At 61.8% G+C, this 25,659-nt stretch carries 20 protein-coding genes; 5 read left to right on the top strand and 15 right to left on the bottom strand.

The window, feature by feature from the left end; genetic code table 11:
• Positions 1 to 21: 21 nt before the first annotated feature.
• The 3 genes from malQ to J8C06_RS11865 all read right to left on the bottom strand — a co-directional run bounded on the left by malQ (position 22) and on the right by J8C06_RS11865 (position 4,841).
• The gene (gene malQ / locus J8C06_RS11875) at positions 22 to 1,560 is read right to left on the bottom strand and encodes a 4-alpha-glucanotransferase (RefSeq protein ID WP_211430372.1); all 1,539 of its coding nucleotides are present in this window, start codon (positions 1,558 to 1,560) and stop codon (positions 22 to 24) included.
• A complete protein-coding gene (locus J8C06_RS11870) occupies positions 1,557 to 3,125 on the bottom strand; it encodes a glycosyltransferase family 4 protein (RefSeq protein ID WP_211430371.1) in 1,569 nt (522 codons plus the stop codon). Before J8C06_RS11870 ends, malQ begins: the two co-directional genes overlap by 4 nt.
• Before the next feature lie 135 nt (positions 3,126 to 3,260).
• Positions 3,261 to 4,841 carry a protein adenylyltransferase SelO gene (locus tag J8C06_RS11865; protein ID WP_455423731.1) on the bottom strand — a complete coding sequence of 527 codons (1,581 nt, stop codon included), beginning with the start codon at positions 4,839 to 4,841 and terminating at the stop codon, positions 3,261 to 3,263.
• A 14-nt stretch (positions 4,842 to 4,855) separates the two neighbouring features.
• Here J8C06_RS11865 and J8C06_RS11860 point away from each other — a divergent pair, with 14 nt between their 5' ends.
• The gene (locus J8C06_RS11860) at positions 4,856 to 5,770 is read left to right on the top strand and encodes a branched-chain amino acid ABC transporter permease (RefSeq protein WP_211430370.1); all 915 of its coding nucleotides are present in this window, start codon (positions 4,856 to 4,858) and stop codon (positions 5,768 to 5,770) included.
• A gap of 25 nt (positions 5,771 to 5,795) precedes the next feature.
• Positions 5,796 to 6,563, top strand: coding sequence for a 3-deoxy-manno-octulosonate cytidylyltransferase (gene kdsB / locus J8C06_RS11855; RefSeq protein ID WP_211430369.1), 768 nt, complete (start codon positions 5,796 to 5,798; stop codon positions 6,561 to 6,563).
• 15 nt (positions 6,564 to 6,578) lie between these two features.
• Here the strand turns inward: kdsB and J8C06_RS11850 are convergent, their stop codons facing one another.
• The 9 genes from J8C06_RS11850 to J8C06_RS11810 all read right to left on the bottom strand — a co-directional run bounded on the left by J8C06_RS11850 (position 6,579) and on the right by J8C06_RS11810 (position 18,621).
• On the bottom strand, positions 6,579 to 6,884 hold the full coding sequence (locus tag J8C06_RS11850) for a hypothetical protein (protein ID WP_211430368.1): 306 nt from the start codon (positions 6,882 to 6,884) through the stop codon (positions 6,579 to 6,581).
• Positions 6,885 to 7,031: 147 nt separating this feature from the next.
• Positions 7,032 to 9,734, bottom strand: a complete 2,703-nt coding sequence (locus tag J8C06_RS11845; protein WP_211430367.1) for a PAS domain-containing sensor histidine kinase — start codon at positions 9,732 to 9,734, stop codon at positions 7,032 to 7,034.
• Between the two features lie 228 nt (positions 9,735 to 9,962).
• Complete coding sequence (locus tag J8C06_RS11840) at positions 9,963 to 10,868, bottom strand: hypothetical protein (RefSeq protein WP_211430366.1); 906 nt, start codon at positions 10,866 to 10,868, stop codon at positions 9,963 to 9,965.
• 270 nt (positions 10,869 to 11,138) lie between these two features.
• Positions 11,139 to 12,044, bottom strand: coding sequence for a hypothetical protein (locus J8C06_RS11835; protein WP_246602147.1), 906 nt, complete (start codon positions 12,042 to 12,044; stop codon positions 11,139 to 11,141).
• Between the two features lie 299 nt (positions 12,045 to 12,343).
• Positions 12,344 to 13,240, bottom strand: a complete 897-nt coding sequence (locus tag J8C06_RS11830) for a hypothetical protein (protein WP_246602146.1) — start codon at positions 13,238 to 13,240, stop codon at positions 12,344 to 12,346.
• Positions 13,241 to 13,400: 160 nt separating this feature from the next.
• Positions 13,401 to 14,714 carry a glycosyltransferase gene (locus J8C06_RS11825; protein ID WP_211430365.1) on the bottom strand — a complete coding sequence of 438 codons (1,314 nt, stop codon included), beginning with the start codon at positions 14,712 to 14,714 and terminating at the stop codon, positions 13,401 to 13,403.
• Positions 14,711 to 15,865 carry a PHP domain-containing protein gene (locus J8C06_RS11820; protein ID WP_211430364.1) on the bottom strand — a complete coding sequence of 385 codons (1,155 nt, stop codon included), beginning with the start codon at positions 15,863 to 15,865 and terminating at the stop codon, positions 14,711 to 14,713. The genes J8C06_RS11825 and J8C06_RS11820 overlap by 4 nt, the downstream gene beginning before the upstream one ends.
• Before the next feature lie 237 nt (positions 15,866 to 16,102).
• Positions 16,103 to 17,905, bottom strand: a complete 1,803-nt coding sequence (locus tag J8C06_RS11815) for a protein kinase domain-containing protein (RefSeq protein WP_211430363.1) — start codon at positions 17,903 to 17,905, stop codon at positions 16,103 to 16,105.
• Positions 17,902 to 18,621 carry a M15 family metallopeptidase gene (locus tag J8C06_RS11810; protein ID WP_211430362.1) on the bottom strand — a complete coding sequence of 240 codons (720 nt, stop codon included), beginning with the start codon at positions 18,619 to 18,621 and terminating at the stop codon, positions 17,902 to 17,904. The genes J8C06_RS11815 and J8C06_RS11810 overlap by 4 nt, the downstream gene beginning before the upstream one ends.
• A 139-nt stretch (positions 18,622 to 18,760) precedes the next feature.
• On the opposite strand from J8C06_RS11810, the gene msrB reads away from it, so the two are divergent.
• Positions 18,761 to 19,168: a peptide-methionine (R)-S-oxide reductase MsrB gene (msrB, locus tag J8C06_RS11805; protein ID WP_211430361.1), complete on the top strand. Its 408-nt coding sequence runs from the start codon at positions 18,761 to 18,763 to the stop codon at positions 19,166 to 19,168.
• Positions 19,168 to 19,986: a bacillithiol biosynthesis deacetylase BshB1 gene (bshB1, locus tag J8C06_RS11800; RefSeq protein ID WP_211430360.1), complete on the top strand. Its 819-nt coding sequence runs from the start codon at positions 19,168 to 19,170 to the stop codon at positions 19,984 to 19,986. The genes msrB and bshB1 overlap by 1 nt, the downstream gene beginning before the upstream one ends.
• Here bshB1 and J8C06_RS11795 read toward each other — a convergent pair.
• Positions 19,983 to 22,145, bottom strand: coding sequence for a protein-disulfide reductase DsbD family protein (locus J8C06_RS11795; RefSeq protein WP_246602145.1), 2,163 nt, complete (start codon positions 22,143 to 22,145; stop codon positions 19,983 to 19,985). The genes bshB1 and J8C06_RS11795 overlap by 4 nt on opposite strands.
• 36 nt (positions 22,146 to 22,181) lie before the next feature.
• Positions 22,182 to 24,131 carry an acetate--CoA ligase gene (acs, locus tag J8C06_RS11790; RefSeq protein ID WP_211430358.1) on the bottom strand — a complete coding sequence of 650 codons (1,950 nt, stop codon included), beginning with the start codon at positions 24,129 to 24,131 and terminating at the stop codon, positions 22,182 to 22,184.
• Between the two features lie 89 nt (positions 24,132 to 24,220).
• Between acs and J8C06_RS11785 the strand changes: the two genes are divergently transcribed.
• The gene (locus tag J8C06_RS11785; RefSeq protein ID WP_211430357.1) at positions 24,221 to 24,673 is read left to right on the top strand and encodes a hypothetical protein; all 453 of its coding nucleotides are present in this window, start codon (positions 24,221 to 24,223) and stop codon (positions 24,671 to 24,673) included.
• Here the strand turns inward: J8C06_RS11785 and J8C06_RS11780 are convergent.
• Positions 24,580 to 25,626 carry an alpha/beta hydrolase gene (locus J8C06_RS11780; protein WP_211430356.1) on the bottom strand — a complete coding sequence of 349 codons (1,047 nt, stop codon included), beginning with the start codon at positions 25,624 to 25,626 and terminating at the stop codon, positions 24,580 to 24,582. The genes J8C06_RS11785 and J8C06_RS11780 overlap by 94 nt on opposite strands.
• Between the last annotated feature and the right edge of the window lie 33 nt (positions 25,627 to 25,659).

Genomic DNA, 25,659 nt, shown 5'->3' with positions numbered 1-25,659 from the left:
GCGCCCGGGGACGGCGACTGTTTAGCCGGGCAGCCGGCCGTACAGGTGCGCCAACTCGCGCAAGCGCGCGGCGGCGGCCGATGCGAAGTCCTGCCGGTGACAGCGCCAAGACCAGTTGCCGCGCTCGCTGGCCGGCAGGTTCATCCGTCCCTCGCTCCCCAGGCCCAGCACGTCCTGCATGGGAACAATCGCCGTGTGGGCCACGCTGGCGTAAGCAGCGCGGATGAAGTCCCAGTGGATTTCCTTCCCGTCGCTGTTGAGGTAAGCGCGGCAGAAGGCGCGTTCCCGCTCAATCGCGTCTGCCTCGCGGGTTGAGCCGACCCCTGGGCGACTGGCATACCAACCCACCGTCGTATCGTTGTCGTGCGTCCCGGTGTACACCACCGCGTTGGGGACGTAGTTGTGTGGGAGGTCCTGGTTGGTGGGATCGCCACCAAAGGCAAACTGCAACACGCGCATGCCGGGAAAGCCAAAGGCGTCGCGTAGGGCAACCACGTCTGGGGTGATCACGCCCAGGTCTTCCGCGATGATGGGCAAGCTGCCGAAAGCGCGGTTGAGCGCCGTAAAAAGCTTGCGTCCGGGGGTCTTGACCCACCGACCGGTGGCCGCCGTCGGCGCGCTGGCCGGAATCGTCCAGCAGGCCGCAAACCCACGGAAGTGGTCCAGCCGCACGACATCCACGAGTCGAAACAGGTGACGCATGCGCGCCAGCCACCAGGCAAAGCCGGTCGCGGCCATCTGCCGCCAGTCATACAGTGGGTTGCCCCAGAGTTGTCCGGTCGCGCTGAAATAGTCTGGCGGCACGCCGGCGACATGGGTTGGATGCCCCTGCGCGTCGAGCTTGAACAAAGCGCGATGGGCCCAGACATCGGCTGAATCGTAGGCAACGAAGATCGGCGCGTCGCCAATGACGCGGACGCCACGGCGGTGACACGACTCGCGCACCCGCTGCCACTGCCTGAAAAAAAGCCACTGCTGAAACTGATGCGCCGCCATCGCCGCGCCCAACTCGCGGGTCACAGACGCTAGTGCGTCTGGCTGACGGTCACGCAACGCGGGCGGCCATTCATGCCAGGGGCGGCCGCCGTGGGCATCCTTGATGGCGCGAAACTGCGCATAGTCGGTGAGCCAACCGGCTTCGGTTCGGCAAAAGACCTCAAAATCCGCCTGCCATGTCGCCGGGGCGGATGTTGCGAATCGCTCGAACGCTTCACCCAACAGGGCCTGCTTCCAGGCAATGACCGCGCCGTAATCCACCCGGTCGGCGGGAAACGGCGGACGATCACGCAGGCGCTCGCGCGCCACCAGCCCCAGCTCGACCAAGGTCTCGGCAGCAATCAGGAGTGGATTGCCGGCAAAGGCCGACAACCCGGCGTAGGGCGAGTCGCCATAACCGGTCGGGACAAGCGGCAGGATTTGCCAGTAGGTCTGCCCGGCCGCGACCAGAAAATCGAGAAATCCCTCAACGTATCCATCCAGAACGCCAATGCCATCCGGTCCGGGAAGTGACGTTGGGTGCAGTAGCAGGCCGGCAGCCCGCGGCCATGAATGGGTTGTCACGGAGATGTTATTTTGGGAAGTAACGTGCTTCCCGAATCAGAGAATCTATCCCGAAGCCCCATGGGTTCGGGGGTGTCGGACGCCAGGCGGCAAACGGTTTGCTCGATGACGGTTCGCAGCTTGCCGAAGAGCAGATTGACATCAAAGAGCAGGGGCTGGTCTGGACAGCGATGCAGTTCGAGGCTGCCATGAGACCCGCTGCTGAAGTTGAGCGGCACGACCAGCCGCGCCAGCGAACGGACATCGTCAACCGCCGTATCCGCCGACCAGGTGGCAATCACCAAGTTGCCGCGCCGGGCGAACCGGAAACCGTCATGCGCTTGGACGTGCCACACATAATCAAGCGGCAGGTGCAGTTCCACCCGCGCAAAGTCGGTCGCCTCGAAGCACTCACTAAGATGCGTGTAAAACTCGTCAAAACTTTCCGAGCGCGTCAGCGCCTCAATCAACTCGTGCACCCGAATGTTGTTGGCGATGATGACGCGCTGGTTGAGCGACCGCTGAATCACCCGCCCGATCTCACCAAACTCATGGTAGCCAAAGTGTTGCACCGCGATCCAAACGACGATGCCCAGGGTAAGCAAAATCAACCCCAGCAGCCGATTGGGCGAGTTGTAAGCCAGGAGGCTGACCAGCGCGAAAAAGGCCGACAGGCCATAGAGCAGAATGGTCGTTGTGCGATGGGAATACCCCCGTGCCAGTAGTTGGTGATGCATATGGCGGCGGTCGGCCTCAAAAATTGGCTTGCCGGCCAAAAAGCGTCGTCCAATCGAAAGCGCCGTCTCCATGATCGGTAGCCCAAAGGCCAGGAGTGGAATGGTCACGGTGACGATGGTGGCCGACTTTTGGGCGTGCAGCAGCGCCAGCCCCGCCAGGGTAAAGCCAATGAACAGGCTGCCACAATCGCCCATGAAAATCGTCGCCGGATTGAAGTTGTATTTCAGGAAACCCGCCGTGCCGCCGGCCAGCGCGCACAGGAGGATGGCGAGTGGCACATTGCCGTTGGCGGCGGCGACGTACGCCAGCGTCAAGGTCGAGAAGAGCGCCGCGCCAGCCGACAGGCCATCCACGCCGTCAATCAAGTTGAAGGCGTTGCTGATACCCACCAACCAAAGCACCGTAATCGGCAGTCCAAAAACGCCAAGCTCGATCACCCCACCTGTCAGCGGATTGGGCAGCGTGGTAATCCCCTGCACCGAAAAGTGAAACCAGACCGCAATGACTACCTCGATCAGGAACTTGAGACCGGCCCGCAAGCGGCGAATATCATCCACCAGCCCCAGTGCGAACATCATGATGCACGGCAGAAGAAACTGAACGGACAACGCCGTCGTTTCCCTGATTTGGCTTCCAAGCTCAAACAACAGCGCGACGAGCGTGCCAAACAGAAAGGCCGCGAAGATGGCAATTCCGCCAACGCGCGGGATGGGAACTTTGTGAACATGTCGAGCAGCCGATGGCGTGTCCACCAGCGGTTCCCAGCCTCGCGCCCAGTTACGAATAAGTGGCGTCAGAACAAATGCCGTCACCAGGGCCGTTACAAACACGGCGGCGTAAGTCAGCATGTGGACAGGCTCCTCTGCACGACACAGTGCGCGGCGGCTGCTTGAAACTTGCTCGTAGGGGATTCTTTTCCACTCGAGAATAAATGTCTAGACCCGGTTCACAATCTACACTTGCCGGATACCAACAGTTGGAACTCAAGACGAACAACTGACCTCGAGCCGCTTGCCCCACGCCGGCGGCGGCTCGGCGTAGCGCGCCCATTCGGGCTGCTCATCGTATGGACGACGCAAAACCGCCAGCAACCGCTCGATTTCGGTGAAGTCCCCGTCCTGCGCACGCTCGATGGCGACTTGCGCCAGGTAGTTGCGCAGAATGTACTTCGGATTGACCTGCCGCATGCGTGCCTGGCGTTCGGCCGTCGGCAGGCCGTCCTTTGCCAGGCGCGCGCCATACCGCGCCAGCCAGGCCGCCACGGCGTCCCGATCCACGAAAGCGTCTTGCAGGCGCGCATTGGCCGGATGCTCTGGCGCTTCGGGAACGGTTTCCGACAAACGCCGAAACGCAATCGTGTAGTCAGCGCGGTTGCGCGCCAGTAGTTCCAGCCAGTCGGCGAGCAGTTCGGTGTCTTCGGCTGCGGGGTGCGCCAGCCCCAGCTTGGCGAACATGAGCCGTTCATATTCGTCGAAAAACAGCTCGCGGAAGGTCTCCAGCACCGCCATCAACCGCTCGCGGGGGAGCAAGGGCGCGAACGTCTGGGCCAGGCAGCGCAGATTCCACAGGGCGATGCCCGGCTGCTGGTCAAAGGCATAGCGGCCGGTGACATCCGAGTGGTTGCAAATGAACTGCGGGTCATAGTCGTCCAAAAACCCAAAGGGGCCGTAGTCCAGCGTCAGGCCCAGAATGGACATGTTGTCGGTATTGAGCACCCCATGGGCGAAGCCTAGCGCCTGCCACTGCGCAACCAGCCGCGCCGTCCGCGCCGTCACTTCCTGCAAAAACGCGGCAAGCTGCGCGTCTCGGTCCAGTGCCTGCAAGTCGGTGAAATGTTGACCTATGACATAACTGGCCAGCCGTTCCACATCGGCCGGGCGGCGGCGATAGAAAAATACCTCGAATGAGCCAAACCGCACGTGGGTTGGCGCAAGGCGCACCAGCAACGCGCCGCGCTCGATGGTTTCCCGGTACACCGGTTCGTCGCTGCCGATAACGCACAGCGCGCGCGTCGTCGGGACGCCAAGCCCATGCATGGCTTCGCTGCACAGGTATTCCCGAATGGTGGAACGGAGGACGGCGCGGCCATCGCCCATGCGCGAATAGGGCGTGCGGCCGCTGCCTTTGAGCTGCACGTCCCACTTCTCGCCACGGGCGTTGCGGACCTCGCCCAGCAGTAGGGCGCGCCCGTCGCCGAGCTGCGGCACATAGACGCCGAACTGGTGTCCGGCATAGAGTGTGGCAATGGGTTCAGCCCTGGGAAGCTGCTTTTCACCGTTGAAGTAGCTGACGAAGTCGGGACGCTCGGCCTCGCTTGGGTCGAGGTCGAGCAGGTCGCCGGCGGCGGCGTTGAACGCAACCAGGCGCGCGCCGCGCAATGGCGTCGGACTGACGCGGCAGTAGTAGTCTTCCGGTAGCGTCACGTACGTGTTTTCAAAAACCAGTGTTTCAAGCGTGCAGGCCACGATGGGCAACTCCTCAGCGTAGGGTGGGCAGGTCACGAGCGTTCGTTTGACGCTTGCCGGGCGCACCGTGTATTGAAGCGATTCACCGGTCTGAAACAAACTGGCTTTGCCGTATGGAAACCCTGATCCAACAACTCATCAATGGTCTGGCGCTAGGCGGCATCTATGCGCTCATTGCGCTCGGCTACACGATGGTCTATGGCGTGTTGCGCCTGATCAACTTTGCCCATGGCGACGTGTACATGCTGGGCACGTTTGCTGGTTATTACGTGGCGTTGCGGTTCGGCTTTTCAGAGGCGAATCCATCGTTCATTCGGGCGGCAGGGCTTTTGCTGGCCGCCATGGCGACCTGCGCCGTCGTCGGACTGGCCATCGAGCGGCTGGCTTATCGTCCCGTCCGCCGCGCTTCGCGTTTGACCGCCCTCATCACCGCGATTGGGGTTTCGCTTTTTCTGGAAAACCTGGGCCAGATCGTCTTCGGGGCCAATCCCAAGTTTTTTCCCCAGGTGCTTCCGGCGCGACAGTTCCAGGTTTATGGCGCAGCCACCGTCACCACGCCTGATCTCATGATTCTGGGCGCGTCTCTCCTGCTCACCATCGGGCTTCACCAGCTCGTCCACCGGAGCGCCTTTGGCCGCGCCATGCGCGCCGTGGCGCATGACCTGGACACGGCCAAGCTCATGGGCATTGACACCGACCGGATCATTGCGTTGACCTTTGCCTTGGGGTCGGCCCTGGCCGCGGCGGCTGGTGTTCTGGTCGCGCTGCGCTACCCGAAATTCGATCCCTTGATTGGCGTCACGACCGGTCTCAAGGCGTTCATTGCGGCCGTTTTGGGTGGGATTGGCAATGTCACGGGAGCCGTTCTGGGAGGCATCATCATCGGGTTGGCCGAAACCCTGGCGACAGGCTACCTGCCGGCGGCGCTCAACCCCTACAAGGATGCCGTCGCGTTTGCCATTCTGGTCACGGTGTTGCTGGCGCGTCCGACGGGCATCCTCGGAACGACGGCGCCGGAAAAGGTTTAGCTGGGTATCTGGTGGAGGTGCGCCAATGCCATCCGTCATTGCGGTCATTCCGGCCCGGTACGGCGCCACCCGCTTGCCGGGCAAGCCACTGATTGACTTGGGTGGCCAGCCGATGATTCAGCGCGTCCATGCGCGAGTGCGACAAACGCCGGCTATCGAACGGATCATTGTCGCCACGGACGACCAACGTATCGCGGCGGCTGTCGCGGCCTTCGGCGGAGAAGCGCGGATGACGCGGGCCGACCACGCGAGCGGCACGGATCGCGTCGCCGAAGTCGCCGCGACGCTCGACGCCGACATCATCGTGAACGTCCAGGGCGATGAACCGCTCATTGCGCCAGAAACCATTACGGCGGCGCTCAGGCTGCTCCAGACGGATTCGAGCGCCGCAATCGCCACGACCTGCGAAGCCCTCGATCCGGCCGAAGCGGAGAACCCAAACGTTGTCAAGGTGGTCTGCGACGCAGCCGGCTATGCGCTGTATTTTTCGCGGTCGCCGATTCCGTATCCCCGCCGGCCCGACGCGGCTCGGTCGCTGTGGCGAAAGCACACCGGGCTGTATGCTTACCGGCGTGAGGCCCTGCTCCGCTTCACCCAACTTCCGCCGGCGCCACTCGAACTGGCCGAAGGGTTGGAGCAACTGCGCGCGCTGACCCATGGGATGCGCATTCGCGTCGCCGAAACGGCGCACCCATCGCCCGGCGTGGACACGCCTGAGGATGCGGAGCGCATCCGCCGCCAGCTAGCCGGGTTGTCGGTCGCTGAGCCGCCAGACTTTGAGGCGTGGCGTTAGCGCGGATCGTGAGCGTTAGCGCGGATCGTACCAATCCGTCGTTGGGCGCCCCGTGATCCGCGGGCTGCGGCGTGGCACGGGCCGGGTGTATTGTTCCGGCTGAAACGCTGACGTGCGGCGGGTGGCGTAAAAACCGGCTGAAAGTTTCCGCCCGCGTGGAATTTGACGACCAAATCCGCCCGCCGGAGCCGGCGGCGTCGTGTTCATGACCGGCGGGGACGTCACCCGACCGGCGTAGAAGTTCCGCGACAGCTTGCGTCCCTCCGGTATGTCCGCTGAACTCCGGTAAGGAGAAAGACGAGAAGGGATGTCTTGGCTCATGGGTGGCAACCTCGCAGGGTATGACTCAATCAACCGTCAGACGTTAGGCTGAAAACAGGGTCTCGGCTGTATGGATTATCACGCGCTGGTAGGTGGAGAAGCAATTGCGTCCGCCGGACGCCACCCACGGATGTGCCTGGCGCGCCATCAGGACATTGCCGACCGACCCAGCGCCCGACCGACCGCCGCCACCAGGACTTCCGGCGTGAAGGGCTTTTGGAGAAACACGGTCGCCTGCGCGGATAGCTCTCCGGCGGCGGCTTCTTCACCGTAACCACTGGCCACAAGCACCGGCATATCTGGTTTGTATTGACGGATGGCTTGCAAACATCCAAGGCCATCGAGCTGAGGCAGCATGGCATCCAGAATGACCAGTTTGAAGGCATCTGGTTTCTCGGCAAACAGCTTGACGCCCTGCTGTCCATCCGTCGCCACGACGACATCGTGGCCGGACTCATGCAGGATTTCGGTAAACAGTTGGGCGATCATCGTGTCATCTTCAACTACCAGAATGAGGTCGGAAGCCGACGGTGAACGCTTGAGCACGCTCAAACCGTTGCCTGGCGTGGGGTAGGGGCTTTCAAACGAGGGATACTCACCGGTCGCGTTCACCCGCAGCGCCGGGAAGCGAACCTCGAAGCGCGTTCCCTGCCCAGGCGCGCTCTCAGCCACAATCGTTCCGCCGTGGGCCGTGACAATGCCGTGCACGACCGATAAGCCAAGTCCCGCACCATCACCCAAATCTTTGGTTGTGAAGAATGGATCAAAAATGTGCTGGCGCGTCAGATCATCCATGCCAACGCCAGTGTCGTCCACGGTGAGGCAGACACAGCGTCCGCCGAGCTGTCCGCTCAGAGTTCGTCCCCCTTGTTTGATTGGGAAGGTCTCAGACCGCGTGCCGAGCGTGATCGTGCCGCCGTCCGGCATTGCATCCCGCGCATTGAGGCACAGGTTGATGATGATTTGCTGAACCTGATCGGGATCGCCCTCGAAAGCTGGGAGGTCGGTTGCCAAAGTGGTTTTGACTTTGATGTTTGGTGGGAGCAGTCCCTGCACGAGGTACAAGCTGTCCTGTACCACGGTGGTTAGATCAATGGGTTGGCGCGAGGCTTCTTTCTGCCGGCCAAACGCCAACAGTTTGGATACGAGGTGGGCAGCACGTTCGGCGGCTGTTTCGATGGCATCGAAGTATTCATCCAGCGTCGGGTCGGGGACTGACTCCAGCTTGCGCTTGGCCAGCTTTGAGAAACCGAGAATGCTGTTGAGCAAGTTGTTGAAGTCATGGGCGACCCCACCTGCCAGGCGTCCCACCGCTTCCATTTTTTGCGCCTGCTGGAGCGTCGCCTGGAGGCGCTTGCGTTCTTCCACATCGCGCATGACGGCGATCAGATATTTTTTGCCGCCTGAAAAAAACTCAGAGACGGAATTTTCCAGTTCAAATGTCGTTCCATCCACGCGCTGGGCCGTAAACTCATAGGTTGGCGGCGCTGGCTCGCCACGCATCCGACGCTGGGTATAGCTGCGCAACCGGCCTTCTTCATGAGGCGCGCACATGACCGAAAAATCCTGCCCGACCAGTAGCTCGGGGCTCTCGACGCCATACAGCCGCGCAACCGCCTGGTTGGCATAGACAATCCGTTGATCATCTTCAACCACAATACCGTCCAGAGCCGCATTGAGGATGGCATAGAACCATTCCTCACGCTGGCGTAGGCGCTCAGTAAGTTGCTTTGCCTCAGTCACATCCTGAATGAGTGCCAATTGGCACGGCACATCGCCAATCACCAGCGTCACGGCTGACAGGACAGCCTGCCCGACCCGGCCGTCGCGTGCTCGATAGCTGCCTTCAAAGTCAATGACCTGCCCTTGCGCGTCGAGTTGTTGGTAATACTGCTCGCGCTGCTCTGTCTTTGCCCATAGTCCTAACTCGAGCGCCGTGCGACCGATGCATTCCGTGCGGGTGTATCCGAATAACTTGGTAAAGGCGGCATTGACATCCAGGTAACGACCATCGGGTATCGTCTGAATCGAAGTGGCAACCGGAATGACTTGAAAAACCCGATAGAACCGCTCTTCGCTCTCGACCGAGCGGAGCTTGGCCGCTTGCTGGTCACTGATGTCTTCGACGTAGATAGACACCGCGTCTGCCGCGACCCCGTACTGCCGCAGTGGCTCAAACGTCGCTGAGAACCACCGCGCGGAACGTAGCGACTGATGAACAAAGGATACGCCGCGCCCCAGCCGGAGCGCCTCGCTGCACCACCGCTGCCAAACCGAGAGGTCAGCCATCTGCCCTTCGGACAATCCAAGCTCGTCAAGTGGAATGTCCGTCAACTGCTCCGGCAGCCGACCAAAATCGGCCGCAAAGGTACGGTTGATGACTCGGAAGACGAACCGTCCTTCCAAACGTTCCATCACGGCCAGGCGCGCTGGCGAGGACGCCGCAAGCCCGGCGACAAAGGCTAACCGCAAGCCAACAGCAGATGACCGTTTGCTGGATTGGATGGCCTGCTGGACACGATGGACGACGAGCGCCACAGGTGTCTGCTCATCGAAGCAATCCCAGACACCAGCCTCGAGCCAACCTGCCAGACGGCGATCCACGAGACTTTCAGCATACACGAGGACGGGGATGTGACGTTCGCGGGCCACCTTCCACCAATCCAGCGTAGGATTGCAGGACGGGGATTGAGCATCCAGAAGAACGGCGTCTGTGGTCGCCCACCAAGTTGGCGACTGGGCTGGAAGTGGGCCGACCAGAAAGCCGGCGCCGCGTAAAACCTTGGTGAGACGCTCCAGGACTGGCGCCGAACCAATCGTGGCGATAGAACTTGGGCGAGGATGTGACAAGGAAACCGAATCGAGGACTTAGAACTCAAGTACTCGGCAAATGTAACGCTTCGGGTCGGGAGACACAAGCGCAAGAGCTAACCACAAGAGCTAACCATGAGTCGCCCCCGGCACCATCAAAACCACCCATGGGCGGTGACGCCCTGGGCTAGCACCCACCACACCGAGACTTCGACCAGATATGTAGCCCAGATATGTAGCTCCTTCGGCAAAGGCGGTTGCTGGGCGTCAGTCTCCCCGGGCGTAGCTTTTCGCGCGCGCCAGCGACTCGGTAATGAAGCGCCAGGTTTCAATCTGAGCCTGGACAGGTGTCAGATCAAGCTTGAGGACATAATCAAGGTGATCCTGTGGTGTAAAACTTTGAACGGTTTCAGCCTTGAAGGATTGCGAGAAAACAACCCGTGAATCAACCTCATCAATGACTTGACCAGTGTCATCCACCTTGCGTTCATGGAGTCCGTACATGACGTAACACGCCATGCCATTGAGTGTCAGCAGGTAGAGCTCAACGGCGTCGAACTTCCCGATATAACGCAGCTCATCCGCCCGACTGATGTCCACCGCCGGGTTGGTTTCGGTTTTGACGGTGGATACCGTCTTGGTCAAGTGGGTATTGAGGCGGCCATCGGTAACAACAATGGTTGGGGTGCGAGTATCTTCGGGCTTGGCGCATTGCGCAAAGGCGCTGTTCAGTGCGTCAAAGGACGCTTTGGCATCCACATACGCTTTGCGCACATCGAGGTAAAGCCGTGAATTGGGGTTGGCTCGGTAGATGCGGTTGACCTGCTCATAGTAGCCATTCAGCACGGCGTAACGCTCCTGAAGGCGCGCGCTCCAACTTGCGTGTAACGTGCTGTATTCGTCATAACGCAGCGCACGACGGTTGACCGACTGGTTGAGCGGCGAGGCCGCAAGCTGCTTTTGCATCTCTTCAATCTCTGCTTTGAATTTTTGCAGCACAGCCAGCAGATCAGCCTCAGAAAGCACAGCCCCAGACTGGGCATGAACTGGTGCGCTCCACAGGCCTAAGCAGGGCAACGTAGCCAGTAAGCAGGCCAGAGCGTATATTCCTATAACAGACCGGAGCAAGCGAATCCGCAGCCAGACGGCGCAGGGCTTTACAGTGTGCGTCATGGAGGCAGCCTCGAAAGATTTGGAGTCAAACCCACAATCTCACCTGAAAATCAAGCGACTTACTATGAAAAAACAGTAAGTTGGGCTGTAATCATCGGCGGCCACATAGTGAAACACGAAATTGACAACCTTGTAAACTGGTTTCTGCCTGCTTCTGACGCACCGCACCGGCGCGTCAAAATAGGAGTCAAAATAGAAAACGGTAAGGCTCTGTGCAGAGAGCCTTACCATTCTTCACCGGCCGCAGTCGCCGCCCGCGGCCACAGTAACTCAGTTTATTTTGGTGTATGACTTCGTCCGCGCGAAGAACTCATTCAGATCACTCAACACCTCGCCCTGCGCATCAACGGCTGCAATCTTGAGCTTCAGCGCATTTTCCAGATGTTGTGGCGGAGTCAGGGAGCGAACAGCCGACGTGAAGGGAAACATTTCAGAACGCACAACGGAAAGGTGAAACTGCTCACTGGGTTTGCCTTCATCATCGGTCACGACTTCCTTCCAGCCAAACATGACGTAGCAAGCCATCTCCCCTTTGACGAGCAGGAACATCTCAACGGAATCAAACGTTCCGATGAACCGGGAGTCATCTGACTCGATGATGTCCTTTGCCGCTTCGGCCGGGGCCGGCGGGAGCGCGGCTGACCGCGCCGAAGTTGCAATCCGCTCGTTCAGGCGCCGGTCGGTCGAAGCCACCGCTTCGGTGCGCAAGGCGTCTGGCTGCTCCACCGCGCTAAAGGTTGACTTGAGGTTGTCAAACACGCCTTTGGCATCGAGGTAGGCCTGAACCATAGATTTGTACAGTGGTGAGTTGGGGTTGGTGCGATACACCCGATCAATCTGGGCGTAGCAGCTCGCCAAGCGCCGATAACAGTCCTCGATCTTGCCATTGTAGGCCTCGAATGTCCGACGATAGTTTTCATAGTCCATCGTTCGGCGGCTCAAGCGTCCCGCCGTTGCCCCCTTGCCGGCCACCTGGGCGAGCAGGTCTAGCATCTCGCTGCGCAACCCCCGTAAGGTCGAAACAATTTCGCTGTCCGCCATGATTTGTCCCTGGGGAGCTGGGCGGCTCCAGGCCCTGTCCGCCCCGAACCCGACCCAGGTGGACACGACCGCGACCCACAACGCCCACACCTGCACTGCCAGCCGATGCCTGAATAAAGAAAGCAGATGATGCATCCTGTACTCCTTTCGACGCTCTAGGGTTTCCCCAGCTTCACAACCTGAAGGTCAGCCAAGCCAGCACAATGTCGCTACGTGCGCGCCGGCCCTAAAAAGATTAGAAATCGCTGAATTTATCTTCAGGCTCTACATTAATTTTCCCTAATCAAGCAAGACTAAGTATAGCCTGCCTGTTTTATCACGTACATAGCCCTGTGGGACGCCCCAACAGATAGGTCTGGGGCGAGAAGCGAGGTGCCTGGAACACACAGGTTGAAAAAAACAGCGTGGAAGGGCAGGCGCGAAATCAAGCTGGGTTAGTTGGCGCGAGTGTACGATTTGGTACGCACGAAAAACTGCTTGAGGTCGGTCAGGACTTCGCCTTGCGCCTCGACCACGGCTATCTTGAGTTTCAGCGCATTCTCCAGGTGCTGGTCTGGGGTCATCGTCCGAATCACTGGCGTCAATGGAAACGTCTCAGACCGGACGACGGATAAGTGGTACTCTTCGGTTGACCGGCCATTTTCATCATCCACCACATCCTTCCAGCCAAACAGCACATAGCAGGCGCTGTCGCCGCGCACGAGCAAAAACATTTCGACTGCGTCGAACGTCCCGATGAAGCGTGAATCATCGGCTTCGATGATCTCTTTGGCGGCCTGGGCTGGCGCGGGCGGGGCAGCGGCGGTGCGAACCGATGTGGAAACGCGCTCATTGAGGCGGCGGTCGTTTGAAATCACCGCTTCGGTGACGGTTTGCTCTGGGGGTTCGAGCGCGCCGAATGTGGATTTGAGGTTGTCGAAAACCCCCTTGGCATCCAGGTAGGTCTGCACCATTTGTTTGTAGAGCGGCGAGTTGGGGTTGGTTCGATAAATCCGGTCAATCTGGGCATAACAAGCTGCCAGGCGACGATAGCTGTCGTCTATCTTGGTGCTGTAGGATTCGAAGGTTCGACGGTACGACTCAAAGTCCATCGTCCGCCGACTCGGACGGGTCATCGTTGCCCCCTTGCCGGCGACCTGCGCCAACAGGTCCAGCATCTCGCTACGGAGCGCCCGTAAGGTCGAGACGATTTCGCTATCTGACAGCACCCGATCCTGCGCCATCGGGGACATGGCAGGCGCCGACAGGGACACGGCCGCCAGACTCAGGAGTGCCGGCAGCCACAGCCAGCCGCGCCAAATCAGATTGTTTCCACACTTCACAGCAACCATAGCAACCACCGTATCAATCAGGCAGTTTTGGCCGGGACGCAGCCGCGGGTAAATCAGCCGGCCATTTGGTCTTTCGCAAGAGATGCCATGCCGGTGTTACGTTGCCGTAAAAAAGGCGAAAGAAAGCCAGAATTTTTCCGGCCTTGGATTGGACTTTTAATCAAATGAGCTGACTTTTTGCCACCACGGCCGATGTCATTCCACAAGCGACCCCATAGGCGAGACAGACTTCATCCAAGACCGCCTCCCAGGAGGCGCGTGAAGCCTGTGCCCGTGCAGCCGCACGCATCCGGTGGCGATGCTCCGGCCAACGCACTAGGTCGGCCACGGCGGCCACGAACGCATCGTCATCCGAGGCCACCCATCCAGATTGCCCATGATCGACCAGAAACTTCGGCCCGCCATCCCCCGTCACGACACAGGGAACGCCCGACGCGGCGGCTTCGAGCACGACGTTGCCGTACGTATCCGTCCGGGAGGGAAAAACGAAAATATCAAAATCGGCATACTCACAGGCCAATGCCACACCACGCTGGACGCCCGCGAAAGTCGCGGTCTGGAGGTTGGCCGCCAGCCAGTCGCGCTCGCTTCCAGCGCCGACGATGCGAAACTCGATGTGGGTTAAGCCCTGGGAAAGCAGCCGCCGTTCTAGTTCGGCTAGGAAGCGGACATTCTTTTCCGTGCTGAGGCGGCCGACAAAACCGATGCGGACAACCGGCGCGTCCAGGGGACGAGTCCGGTAAGCCGGATGAAACGCTTCGGGGTCAATGCCGCGCTGCATCAGGTACGTCGGCTTGCCGGTCATCCGCGCCACGAGTTTGACCAGTTCGGGGTTTGGCGCCAGACAAACATCGGCGTATTCATAAAACTTCATTGTGGCCCAGAGCGATTGGGTTTCAGCCCAGAGGCTGGTTCGCTCCCGCACCAAGGGTGAAACAAAAGCGTAATCAAGCAACCGTGACCAACGCTGCCCGGCGTATTCGTGCAGGTTCGTGTGCCACGACATCACCAGTGGGAGATGGAGCGACTTCGCCACATAAACGCCCAGTTGGCCAATGTCACTCGGTCCGGTCACATGGATGACCTGCGGACGAAACGCTCGGACCTGCTCGCGGACTTCGCGGGCATAGCGCCAGAGCCACAGGTCGAAGTTCAAATCCGCATCCAGCGGGAACGACCAGCCGCCACGCTGGAGTTCAACGGCCGTGATGGAGCCGTCACATTGCGGGCCGGCAACCGGCGGTTGTCCAGCGCCGGCGCTACCGCACCGGACGATCAGCAGTGGAAGCTGCCGCCGCCGCGCCACATCCGTCAGGGTTCGGAACGTGCGCGCAACGCCATTGGCTTCATGGTAGGAGTCGGGGAAAAGCGCCACGCGCACCGTGTCGGCCGGTGAGGGCGGCACGGCTTGGCGCGCCAGCGCCACCCCGGCACAGTTCGCTGCTTGTACTGCGGAGGCTGACCAAATCGTCATTGTTCACTCAACAACTCAAGCTGGGGTTTGGGGAGCACCTTCTCCAAAGCTGGACGCCAGTGACGGCGTCCGAGTTGCCGGAACACCCAAGTCGCCACGCGCGCCCATACCGGACTGTGATTGGCCCAGCCTTCGTGGAGCGAGCGGGGACAGCCTCGTTCATCCAAAAAGAACAGTCGTTCCGTCCAGTGGCGCTGGCCGGCCGGATGATCCGGGTAATGGTCGAGGATTTGCGCCGCCGCTTCAAAGATACGCAACATCATGTTCTCCTGGTATTCCGGCAGCACCACGACGTGACTCCGACGGGCCACGCGCACTTCCTCGACCATCTCCTCAAACGTCGTGGCGTCCGTCAGGTTCACAACGGTATTTGGAGACAAGCCGTGGCGGTCGCCGCCCGACACCAGGGGCAGGTCGAGGTCGCGGGCCAGGCGGGCCACGTCGAGGTTTTCGCGCCACGACCGAAAGCCGTTGATTTCCAGGGCGTGCAGCCACCGCTTGTAGCGGTCGAGAAAGGCCGCGAGCGCCGCCATGTGCTTCGACTGCCCGATGTTTTCAATGTCCCAGATGGGGTGGTTCAAAACGACCAACACGCCTGGAAGCGCATTGAGCATCGAAAACAACTCTTCAAGAACCTCCGGTTTGTCGCGTGCGGCCGGGTCTTCGGTGAACGCAAACAACTCATTGGCAATGGCGCGCGCATGGTCGGGTGGGAGATTGTGGACGCCAATGTGAAAGTAGGCCACGCCAAACGGCACAGTCCATTCGGTTGAAATGGGCACCTCTTCGCCGGTGGCGCGCAGCCCGCAGCAGGCTTCGATTTCGTCGTGGTCGGTGATGGAGACGATCCCGCGCACGCCCAAGGTAGCTTCCAGGTGCTGCACTTCGGCATCGTGCAGCACGCGCGGCGTCACCGGGGGCGTCCACCAGGCTTTCGTGAAGTCCAGCGGACGGCCATGCTCGGCCTCGTAGCGCCGGCACAGGCGGGCGAAAAGCTGGGCGATGAGTGGAATGTTCGCGGCGTAGTGGGGAATGAAGTCGAGGACTTCGCGCGAGAATTTGGTGTGGCAGTGGAGTGAAATGCCGGTGCGCAATCCGTGATTGAAAGCCTCTCCCGGCTTGACGATACTAAGCGTGGTTGCGTTTGACATTGAGTCCCCTTCCATACGGAATCGGCTGGCAACACATCCGGCGTGGCGGTGGCTACACCACGGCCGAGAAGCTGAACCGCGCGAGTAAACCTTGACGATTCAGGACGTAAGGCGTGATTCCTTATGTCGGGGCTTTCGTATAGGGGAGTTATGTGACGGCCATGTGTCAGGAAACTGAAATCGGCCGCATGAAGCCGCATGAACTTGACGCAGCGGCTGGCGCTCTGGTCGCTTCGTTCAAGTGTCCTGGTCGAGTTCTGGCACCTGCGTCAACATTGGGTTGGTGCGGCGCTGAAGCCCGGCATTGATGGATTGAATCAGGAGCGTCCACCGCGCCGACTGCCCCTGCGCTGTCGTGAGCAGGCGCTGGACGGGTTCTGGCGAGCTGCGCCGGGCAAGTTCGATGACGTGGGGCGTCAGCGCGAAACGTCCAATGGGGAACGGCGTGGGCAGACTGGCGGCGGTCATGGCCAGTAAGTTGCGGCGTGTCAGCCCCAACTTGACCATGCCGACCGAATGTCGCCAGGCGTTGCGCGAATCAAAACGCACGATGTCGGCCACCGCCCCCGCGACCGAAAGCCCCGGCCCCAACCGAAGCTGCGCCATTTCGACGATGTTGGCTTCCAGGCTGTAGGGTGCCATCCCAACCGTCGGCGACTTGAGCGTATAGGTCATCTCTGCCGCGCCACCTGGGTTACTCACTGGCTGGAGTGTGATCGCCCCCTGGCGCTCACACTCCAGAAAGGCCGCTGCCCACAGAGCCTGGGCCAGAATCGCGGCGCTGACCCGGAGCGGAACGTGCAGGAGCTTCGTCCATGGGTCGGGCAGGGCGGCCGGTGGGGCAAAATAATCTCCAAACAGCAGGACAATCTCACTGGCCGCGAGCGATCCCGCCAGGGACGCGCCAGTGGGTAGAGGAGACGCCGACGGGCCAGGTGCGCCGGCAATTGCCCCGACCGGAGGTGGGGGCATTGGCGCGGTTCGCAGTGGTGGCACTGGTGAGGACGGAACGCCTGAATTTGGCTTCCCACACTTCATGCAGAACTTTGCTGACTCAGACAAAGCCGCGCCACAGGCGACACAGAACCGACTCGAAGCCGGGGCAGGCGACACCGGGCCACTGGGCGACGCCGGCATGGGCTGGGCCGGCGGTGGCGCAACGCGCGGCTGAACAACCGTGGCGTCAAGCTCATCAGTTGCCGACCGAACGGCCCGGAAAGCTGCCTTGAGTTGCCGTCGCATCTCCTTGGCCGAAGGCAACCGATCTTCGCGTGAAACCGCCATGGCGCGCTGCACGATGTCGGCTACGGCGCGTGGCACCTGGGGATTGAGGTCGCAAGCCAGCCGCAGGGGATCGGGCTTGCTCGCCAGCAGCATGTCCGCCCGCGCCAGCGCATCTACCGGAGGCTGCCCCGTCAGAAGGCTGTAAATCGTCGCCGCAGCTGAATAGAGATCGCTGCGTGGGTCAGTGGCCAGACCCCGCATTTGTTCCAGCGAGGCGAAAATCGGCGTGTAGCCCACCAGACTCCGCTGCTCGCCGCCGCCGCCGGACAAATCACCCTTGGCAAGGCCGAAATCCAGCAAAACGATGCTGCCTTCGGGCGTCAGCTTGACGTTTTGTGGCTTGATGTCGCGGTGGATGATGGGTGGGGTGCGGCCGTGCAGGTATTCCAGGGCATCGAGCAACTGGTCGGCCCACTTGGCGACCTGCCCCAGCGCGAAAGGTCCACCCTGCGCCGTCAGTAGTTCGGCCAAATCCTTGCCGGGGATGAACTGCATGACCAGGAACTGCCCATCGCTCTCGGCAAAGTGGTCAAAAACGACTGGAAGCGCGGCGTGCCGGAGACCGTTCAGCAAGATGGCTTCGCGCTCAAACGCCGCGACCAGCGCCTCGCCGGCGACAATCATCTGCTTGAGGGCAACCGTACTCCCAAACTTCTTGTCGGTGGCCTGGTACACCGCCCCCATTCCCCCCTTGCCGAGGAGCTTCACGACGGTGTAGCGCTGTTGAAGTACGGTGCCGGGACTGAGTGGGGTCATGGCCGAAAAGAAGCGGGTGAAGGTGGGTCGGGCGACGGCAGTTCGACGACCGGAATCTCGGCAAAGGGAATGTCTTGTACGCGGTACTTCCGCCAGTCCTTGTAGTCGAAGTGCCACCACTCGTAGCGGTACACCTTGAAATCGAAACGCTCCATTGCCGCGCGCAGCAGGTCGCGCAAGCGGCGTTGTTCTTCCGTGCCGCCCGCGTAGTCGGGGTGCGCCCGCTCGCTCATCTCGTCATAGTCGCTCGGCATGGTCACGAGTTCGCCGGTTTTGAGGTCGTAGAGCGAGACATCCACGGCACAACCGCGGTTGTGCAGCGATCCCTTCGCCGGGTCAGCTACATAGTCACGCTTGTCCGGTGGCGTCAAGTCCCAGAACAGTTTCGTGACGCGCCACGGCCGATAGCCATCAAACACCACGAGGCCATAGCCGTGGGTCTGCAACCACCGATGCGCCTGCGCCAACGCCTCAGCCGCCGGGCGCTGCAAAAAAGCCCGCGCTTCAGTATAGACTGGGCGTCCAACGAAGTTGTTTTCCGTGGCGTAACGAATATCGAGCTTGATGGTTGGGTCGAGCCGGATGATCTCAACCAACTCACTCGGTCGAAAATCCCCGGTTTCGACTGGCGGCCCAACGTCCTGCGCCGGCGTGGTCGCCAGGCCGGCCAAGACCCAGACCAGCCAGAGGGTGATGAGCCATCGGGTTCGCAGCATGCCATCGCCTCCCGGAAAAGATCTGTCGCGCTGGCTTGAGCGCGCGAACGGGAACATGAAAGATGCCATTCGGGTTGACAAGCCTCACCATCCAGTCACGCGAACAAAATTTCTCAGAAAGCGTTGATTCATGACTTGTATGCCTCAGTTTCCGATTCAGAAAAGCGACGCCGAATGGCAAACCCAGCTTACGCCGGAGCAGTACTATGTCACCCGTCTGAAAGGCACGGAGCGCGCCTTTACCGGTAAGCTCTACCGCGAAAAACGGACTGGAACCTATCACTGCGTAGCGTGCGGCGCGCCGCTCTTCAGCTCCGACACCAAGTACGAGTCGGGATCGGGCTGGCCCAGTTTCTGGAATCCGGTCAGCTCCGACGCCATCGTCACTGAGATAGACCTCAGCCACGGGATGCGGCGCGTTGAAGTCATGTGCGCCCAGTGCGGCTCACACCTTGGGCATGTCTTTGAGGACGGCCCACGCGAAACCACCGGGCTGCGGTACTGTATCAACTCCATCTCCATGGACTTCAAGCCAGCCGAGGAGTGATGACGGACTCGCCTGGCCTAGCCTCGAAGGTCGCGGACACGGTGTCCGCCGTTGACGTCCTGGCGATTGGGGCGCATCCCGACGACATCGAGCTGGCGATGGCCGGCACGTTACTCAAGCTTGCGGCCGGCGGCTATCGTGTCGGGTTGGTGGACGCAAGCCGGGCCGAGTTGGCGACGCGCGGCACGCCACAGCAACGGGCCGCCGAAGCTGCCGCCGCGGCAACGCAGCTCGACGTGGTATTTCGAGTCAACTTGGGCTGGCCCGACGGCCACTTCAGCCATGACGACCAGGCGCGCCGCGCCTTGGTGCGCGTCATCCGGCAAGCGCGCCCCACCCTTGTCTTCACCCACCACCCGGCCGAAGAACACCCCGATCACCAATGCCTGGCCCACCTGGTGGCGGCAGCGGTCCATCATGCGCGTCTGGCCAACTATGACGCCGAAAGCGGTCTGTCCCGCTGGCAGGCGCGGGCCTTGATTCATTTTTTGCCGCCGCTCAATCCGGCCATCGTGCCGAGCTTTCTGGTGGACATCAGCGCGCAGTTTGCGGCGAAGTATGACGTTATCGGCGCTTATGCCTCACAGCTTCACCAGCCGGGCCGGCCAGGGCCGCAAACCTATCTCTCGACGGCCGACTTTCTGCGGCAGCGCCGGGCGGCCGACATCTACCGTGGCAGCCTGATCGGCGTTTCCGCGGCCGAGGGCTTCGTCACCACGACCCCCTTGCCGGTGGCCGACCCCGTGCGCTTGTTCGCGGATGACGGCGGCCCGTTTGACGCCTTGGCAGGACACCCACGCGCCGACCGTCCCGCCTAGGAGGTCTCCCGAAAAGCCTCCAGCACAATGCCCGGCGTCAGCACTTCCGGGAGCACTTTGGGCTCGTTGCCGTTGGGCGGATAGAAGACGTAGAGCGGCACGCCACTGCGTCCAAAATCAGCCAGGGCGCGGGTAATGTTTTCGTCGCGGTTGGTCCAGTCAGCCTTGACCATGACAATCCCGCGCCGTTCGATTTCGGCGCGCACTTCGGCGGTTTCGAGCGCAACCCGTTCATTGGCCTTGCAACTGAGGCACCAGGCAGCGGTGAAGTCCACGAAGACCGGCTTGCCGGCGCGCCGCAACTCGGTCACCCGCGCCGGAGAAAATGGCTCCCAGCGAATGCTGCCCGACTTTGCTTCCGGCTGGGTGGCGGCGGCGCTGGCGACCGGCGGAAGCTGATGGATCGCGCTAACGCCCCAGACACTGCTACCCACGATGATGATGCCGGCCGTCGCCAAGGCGATTCGGCGCGTCAGGGCAGGGTAGGTGTAGCTGCCCCAGCGTCCCCAAATCCAGCCGCCCAGTCCAATCAGAACGATCACGCCCAGCATCAGGGCCAAACCATCCACGCCGACTTCCAGCCCCAACACCCACAGCAGCCAGACGACCGACCCCATGAGCAAGAAGCCCATGAACTGCTTGAAGCTCTCCATCCAGGGGCCGGGCTTCGGCACGAAGCGCAAAAGCTGTGGCGCGGCGGCCAACACCAAGTAGGGCGCGGCCATGCCGATGGCCAGGGCCGTGAAAATCAACAGCGCAATAGCGGTCGGTTGTGCCAACGCCACCCCTAGCGCCGAGCCCATGAACGGGGCCGTACAGGGCGTGGCCACGACCGTCGCCAATACCCCGGTGAAGAATGACCCGGCCAACCCGGCGCGGTTCATGGCGGTTCCGCCAACCGTGGTCAGTCCGACGCCGACTTCAAAAACGCCGAATAAAACCAGCCCGAAAACAAACAACACGGCCACGAGGAAGGCCACAAAGGCCGGCTCCTGCAACTGAAAGCCCCACCCCAACTGCTGCCCGCCGGCGCGCAGGGCGAGCAACACCCCGGCCAACGCCCAGAACGACAGGACGACCCCGGCCGTGAACACGAGCCCGTGCTGCCAGGCCTGCCCGCGGCCGGCCCTGGACTGCTCAACGAAGCCCAGCACCTTGATGGACAGGACCGGCAGGACACAGGGCATGAGATTCAAAATCAGCCCACCTAGAAAGGCGCCGCCAAGCGTGAGCCACAAGCCCATCCATCCAAGCGGTTGGCCGCCGGACGGCTTGGACGCCGTCGTTCCGGCCGTGGGCGTGAGGGCGTCGCCAAAGGCCGTTGGTGGTTCTACCGGAACGTCCACCGTCAGGCCCGGTTCGGTGCCCGCGCCGCGCCAGCCCTGTGGGGTCACGACCACGCCGGCCAACCGGGTTGGCGGGTTTTCGGCAACTTTCGAGCGCGTCATCCGCAGAACATAGCCCCCTTTGACGCGCGTCAGCTTCTGCGGTTCGGCCCCCTCGATGACGAGTTCCTCAAAGGGGAAAAAGGAGGCTTCCGTCAGTTCCTCGGTAGGGGTCGGTGGACTCAGCAAGAGCACGACCGCATCGCCTTCCACCGTGGCCCCCAGCTTCCATTCGGACGTTGCCAGCGGCAGTTGGGCGCGGGCGCGGGAAAACGCCTCGGTCCAGGTCGAAGGCGGGGGAACGTCGCCGGTCACAGGCAAGACAAGCTTCAATTCAGCCTCGCCAGGAATACATTCTTCCTTGCACACCAGCCATTTGACTTTGCCTGCCAGCGTCACCGGCTTGCCAACCGGCAGGTCGGCCGGTGGCGTGATCCGAACCAGATGCAGCGCTTCGGTTTCGTAGCCGTAGCCGACCAGTCCGCTGACTTCGATGCGCTTGGGGATCGGCCACTGGATGTCATCCGCCGTAAAACCAGGCGGGAGCGTCCACTTGACCGAGGTCGGCTGGCCGGAATCGCCCGGATTGCGCCAGTAGGTGTGCCAGTGCTCTTCGAGTTCAAGGCGAATCGCAACCCAGACGGGGGTTCCGGGCCGAATGGCCGTCGTTTCGGCAATGAGTTCAGCCTTGACGTGCGGCTGGGGGACCGCCTGCGCCGTGGCTTCCGTCACGCTCCCAAACCACACCAAACCCAGGCTGAGGAGCCATCCCAACCAGCTTCGTTGTCCGCTACGTATCACGCCATCACCTCATGCTTCATCGGCGCGGAGTTTTTCCAGCACCGAAAAATCTTCGAGCGTCGTCACATCACCGACGACATTGCCGCTGGCGGCAATCTCGCGCAGCAGTCGGCGCATGATCTTGCCGGAGCGGGTTTTCGGGAGCGCATCCGTGAAACGGATGTCATCCGGCTTGGCCAGCGCCCCGATTTCCCTGGCCACATGCTCGCGCAGCGCGGCCCGCAACGCATCATCTCCCGAACGTCCGCTTTCCAGGGTGACAAAGGCCACGATGGCCGATCCCTTCAGCTCGTCCGGTCGCCCGACGACGGCGGCTTCGGCCACGGCTTCGTGCGACACCAGGGCACTTTCGATTTCGGCCGTGCCCAGCCGGTGTCCGCTGACGTTGATGACATCGTCCACGCGCCCCATGATCCAGTAGTTGCCCTGCTCGTCGCGGCGTGCGCCATCCCCGGCGAAATACACGCCTTCAATTTCGCTCCAGTACTGCCGCCGGTAGCGGTCATCATCGCCCCAGATGGTGCGCAGCATGGCCGGCCACGGACGGGTCAGCACCAAGTAGCCGCCTTCGTTGGCTCCAACTGGCTGGCCGTCTTTGGTGCGAATCTCCACGCCAATGCCGGGCAACGGCCGCGTTGCCGTGCCAGGCATGGTGGTCGTCGCGCCCGGCAGCGGGGCAATCATCATGCCGCCGGTTTCGGTTTGCCACCAGGTATCCACAATCGGGCAGCGTCCTTTCCCAACGACCTGGCGATACCACATCCACGCCTCCGGGTTGATGGGTTCGCCGACCGTACCGAGTAAACGCAGGCTGTCCAGACGGTGTTTCAAAACCCACTGCTCGCCCCACCGGATGAAGGCCCGGATGGCCGTCGGCGCGGTGTAGAGCATCGTCACGCCGTGGCGATCCACGATGCGCCAGAACCGATCCGGCTCTGGGTGGTTGGGCGCGCCCTCGTACATCATCACCGTTGCCCCGTTGGCCAGCGGCCCATAGACGACGTAGCTGTGTCCCGTGACCCAGCCGACATCGGCCGTACACCAATACACGTCGTCGTCCTTGAGGTCGAGCACCCACTTCGCCGTTGCCGCGACTTGCGTCAGATAGCCGCCGGTGGTGTGGAGAATCCCCTTCGGCTTGCCGGTCGTGCCGCTGGTGTAAAGGATAAACAGCGGATGCTCCGCATCGAGTGCCTCGGGCGGACAGTCATCGCTCACCGTTTCAAGCATTTCATGCCACCAGTGATCACGGCCTGGCTGCATGTCCACCTTCGCGCCAGTCCGTCGTAAGACGATGCAGGTTTGCACCGTCGGGGCCTGTTCGAGCGCCGCATCCACGGCGGGTTTGAGCCGGACTTCGGTGCCGCGCCGCCACGCGCCGTCCGCCGTGACGACGAGCTTGCAACCGGCATCGTTGATACGGTCGCGCAGCGCCTCGGCCGAGAATCCCCCGAAGACCACCGAATGCGTCGCGCCAATCCGGGCGCAGGCCAGCAGGGCGATGGCAATTTCCGGCGTCATCGGCATGTAGATTGCCACGCGGTCGCCGGCCCGGATGCCGAACTTTTTCAACACATTGGCAAAGCGGCACACTTCGCGGTGGAGTTCCCAGTAGGTCAACGTGCGGGTGTCGCCCGGCTCGCCTTCCCAGATGATGGCGGCCTTGGTGCGGCGCCAGGTCGTCAAGTGCCGGTCCAGACAGTTGGCGGCAATGTTGAGCTTTCCCCCGACAAACCATTTGGCGTGGGGTGGGTTCCAGTCGAGCACTTGCGTCCAGGGCGTCATCCAGTCCAGCGTTGCCGCCTGTTTGGCCCAGAACGCCTCGACATCCGCCTCGGCTTCGGCGTAAAGCTGGGCGGCAAGTTCCGGGGTGACATTCGCTCGTGAGGCAAAATCGGACGGTGGCGGAAAGCGCCGGGTTTCGTGCTGGTGAGACTCGATGGCATGGGATTCGGTCATGGGCATCACTCCAGTTTGGCAAAACGACAGAAACTAACCTGACGGCAAGGGGCGTTGTCGTCGGTCAAGGTGAAATGTAGCTTGAAATCATGGAACGAGCGAACACTCCACCGCTTTCAAAGTCGGCGACCTACGCCCGCTACTGGCTTCAAGCAGTTTTTTTCATCCTGGCCGGGGTCGAGCTGGCCAATGGGCTGATGGCGCTTTTTTTCCAGGATGCCGCGGCAAGTTTTTATAGCTGGGAAATCCGCGACCCCGCCATGACGCAGCAGTATGGCCTTGCGCTGTGTGTCGTCGCCGCCGCCTACTTCCTCATCGGGCTGGACCCGGTAGCCAACCGTCGCCTCCTGCTGCTGCCGGTCGTGGAAGTCGCCCTGGCGACCTTCTGGACGTTTTTTCTCTCCCGTGGGCAGTATGGTAGTCGCGGTGCCGTGCTCATGGCCATCGGCTACTGTTTGTTCATCGTCGCCGCCGTCGTCGCGCCAACGGCCATGCTTCGTACGGCCGCCGAGGGAGACGCAGCCCCGCCACCGTCGGCCTGAGCGGCGGCTGATGAGGACTTGCGCAGCGGCGGCACTCCGGCAAAGGCCTGCATGGCGCGGATGGCGTCGCCACCGGGCAGCGCAAAGGTCGTGTCGTGGTTGCCGCCCGGCAGGGTGAGCTGCATCACCTGCCGGTTGCCCCCGTCAAAGGCGGAGCGCGCCAGCGCCTCGGCCATGGCCAGTGGCACGGTCGTGTCGTTTTCGGCGTGGAGAATGAGCACCGGAACCCGAACGCGCCCGATTTTTTCAATGTTCGGACAGCGAATCCGGGTCAGGAAGTGCGCCGGAAACATCGGATAACGCGCGGCGGCAATGTCGGGTAGTGTCGTAAACGTCGCCAGTGTGATGAGGCCGGCCGACTCGACGCGCGCAGCCAGGTCAATGGCCGGGGCCCCGCCCAGCGAGTGCCCGGCGATGAACAGGCGTGTGGGGTCAACATCCGGCCGCTGCTTCAGGTGCGCATAGGCGGCCGTGGCCGTTTCATACAGCCCGTTTTCGCTCGGCTCGCCACCGCTCAGGCCAAGCCCGATGTATTCCGGCACGAAGACGTTGAAACCGGCCCGCCGAAAGACCTCAATCTGCTGGCGCAGAAACGGATAGTTGAGATATTCGCCGACGCCGTAAAAAAACAACAGCGTCGGACGCCGGGCGGCGTCTGGGAGGACGGCTGCGCCGGCCGCGTCCAGGGCCGGGCCGAACAGCGCCGTGATGGTTTCGCCGCCTGCGGCCGGAAATGACACGTAGGTGGCGCCCACCGGCGGCGCGAGTCGCTGGCGCGCGCGCCCTTCGCGGGCCACGGCGCGAAAGACCATCCCCTGTTGGCGCGTGTAGAAGTAAGCGCCGGCGCCCACATAGCCGACCACCGCCAACGCGAACAGGATCAGCAGCCCGCGCAGGACGCGCGCCACAACCGGGCGACGTGTTGCGAACGAAGCCCTTGCCTCAACGCTCATGCGCAAAACCTACCAGTTCAAGTTCCTTGCCAT

Origin of the sequence: Chloracidobacterium validum (genome assembly GCF_018304825.1) — a bacterium.
In the GTDB taxonomy this organism is placed as follows: domain Bacteria; phylum Acidobacteriota; class Blastocatellia; order Chloracidobacteriales; family Chloracidobacteriaceae; genus Chloracidobacterium; species Chloracidobacterium validum.
The sequence above is the reverse complement of the archived record's forward strand: the minus strand, read 5'-3'. Positions and strand labels throughout refer to the sequence as shown.

Coding starts and splice junctions, on each gene's coding strand:
- J8C06_RS11780 (WP_211430356.1), bottom strand. CDS start 25,626: ATGAGCGTTGAGGCAAGGGCTTCGTTCGCAACACGTCGCCCGGTTGTG.
- J8C06_RS11825 (WP_211430365.1), bottom strand. CDS start 14,714: ATGACGATTTGGTCAGCCTCCGCAGTACAAGCAGCGAACTGTGCCGGG.
- J8C06_RS11850 (WP_211430368.1), bottom strand. CDS start 6,884: ATGAGCCAAGACATCCCTTCTCGTCTTTCTCCTTACCGGAGTTCAGCG.
- J8C06_RS11820 (WP_211430364.1), bottom strand. CDS start 15,865: ATGTCAAACGCAACCACGCTTAGTATCGTCAAGCCGGGAGAGGCTTTC.
- msrB (WP_211430361.1), top strand. CDS start 18,761: ATGCCTCAGTTTCCGATTCAGAAAAGCGACGCCGAATGGCAAACCCAG.
- kdsB (WP_211430369.1), top strand. CDS start 5,796: ATGCCATCCGTCATTGCGGTCATTCCGGCCCGGTACGGCGCCACCCGC.
- J8C06_RS11815 (WP_211430363.1), bottom strand. CDS start 17,905: ATGACCCCACTCAGTCCCGGCACCGTACTTCAACAGCGCTACACCGTC.
- J8C06_RS11835 (WP_246602147.1), bottom strand. CDS start 12,044: ATGCATCATCTGCTTTCTTTATTCAGGCATCGGCTGGCAGTGCAGGTG.
- J8C06_RS11840 (WP_211430366.1), bottom strand. CDS start 10,868: ATGACGCACACTGTAAAGCCCTGCGCCGTCTGGCTGCGGATTCGCTTG.
- bshB1 (WP_211430360.1), top strand. CDS start 19,168: ATGACGGACTCGCCTGGCCTAGCCTCGAAGGTCGCGGACACGGTGTCC.
- J8C06_RS11830 (WP_246602146.1), bottom strand. CDS start 13,240: ATGGTTGCTGTGAAGTGTGGAAACAATCTGATTTGGCGCGGCTGGCTG.
- J8C06_RS11870 (WP_211430371.1), bottom strand. CDS start 3,125: ATGCTGACTTACGCCGCCGTGTTTGTAACGGCCCTGGTGACGGCATTT.
- J8C06_RS11810 (WP_211430362.1), bottom strand. CDS start 18,621: ATGCTGCGAACCCGATGGCTCATCACCCTCTGGCTGGTCTGGGTCTTG.
- J8C06_RS11785 (WP_211430357.1), top strand. CDS start 24,221: ATGGAACGAGCGAACACTCCACCGCTTTCAAAGTCGGCGACCTACGCC.
- acs (WP_211430358.1), bottom strand. CDS start 24,131: ATGACCGAATCCCATGCCATCGAGTCTCACCAGCACGAAACCCGGCGC.
- J8C06_RS11860 (WP_211430370.1), top strand. CDS start 4,856: ATGGAAACCCTGATCCAACAACTCATCAATGGTCTGGCGCTAGGCGGC.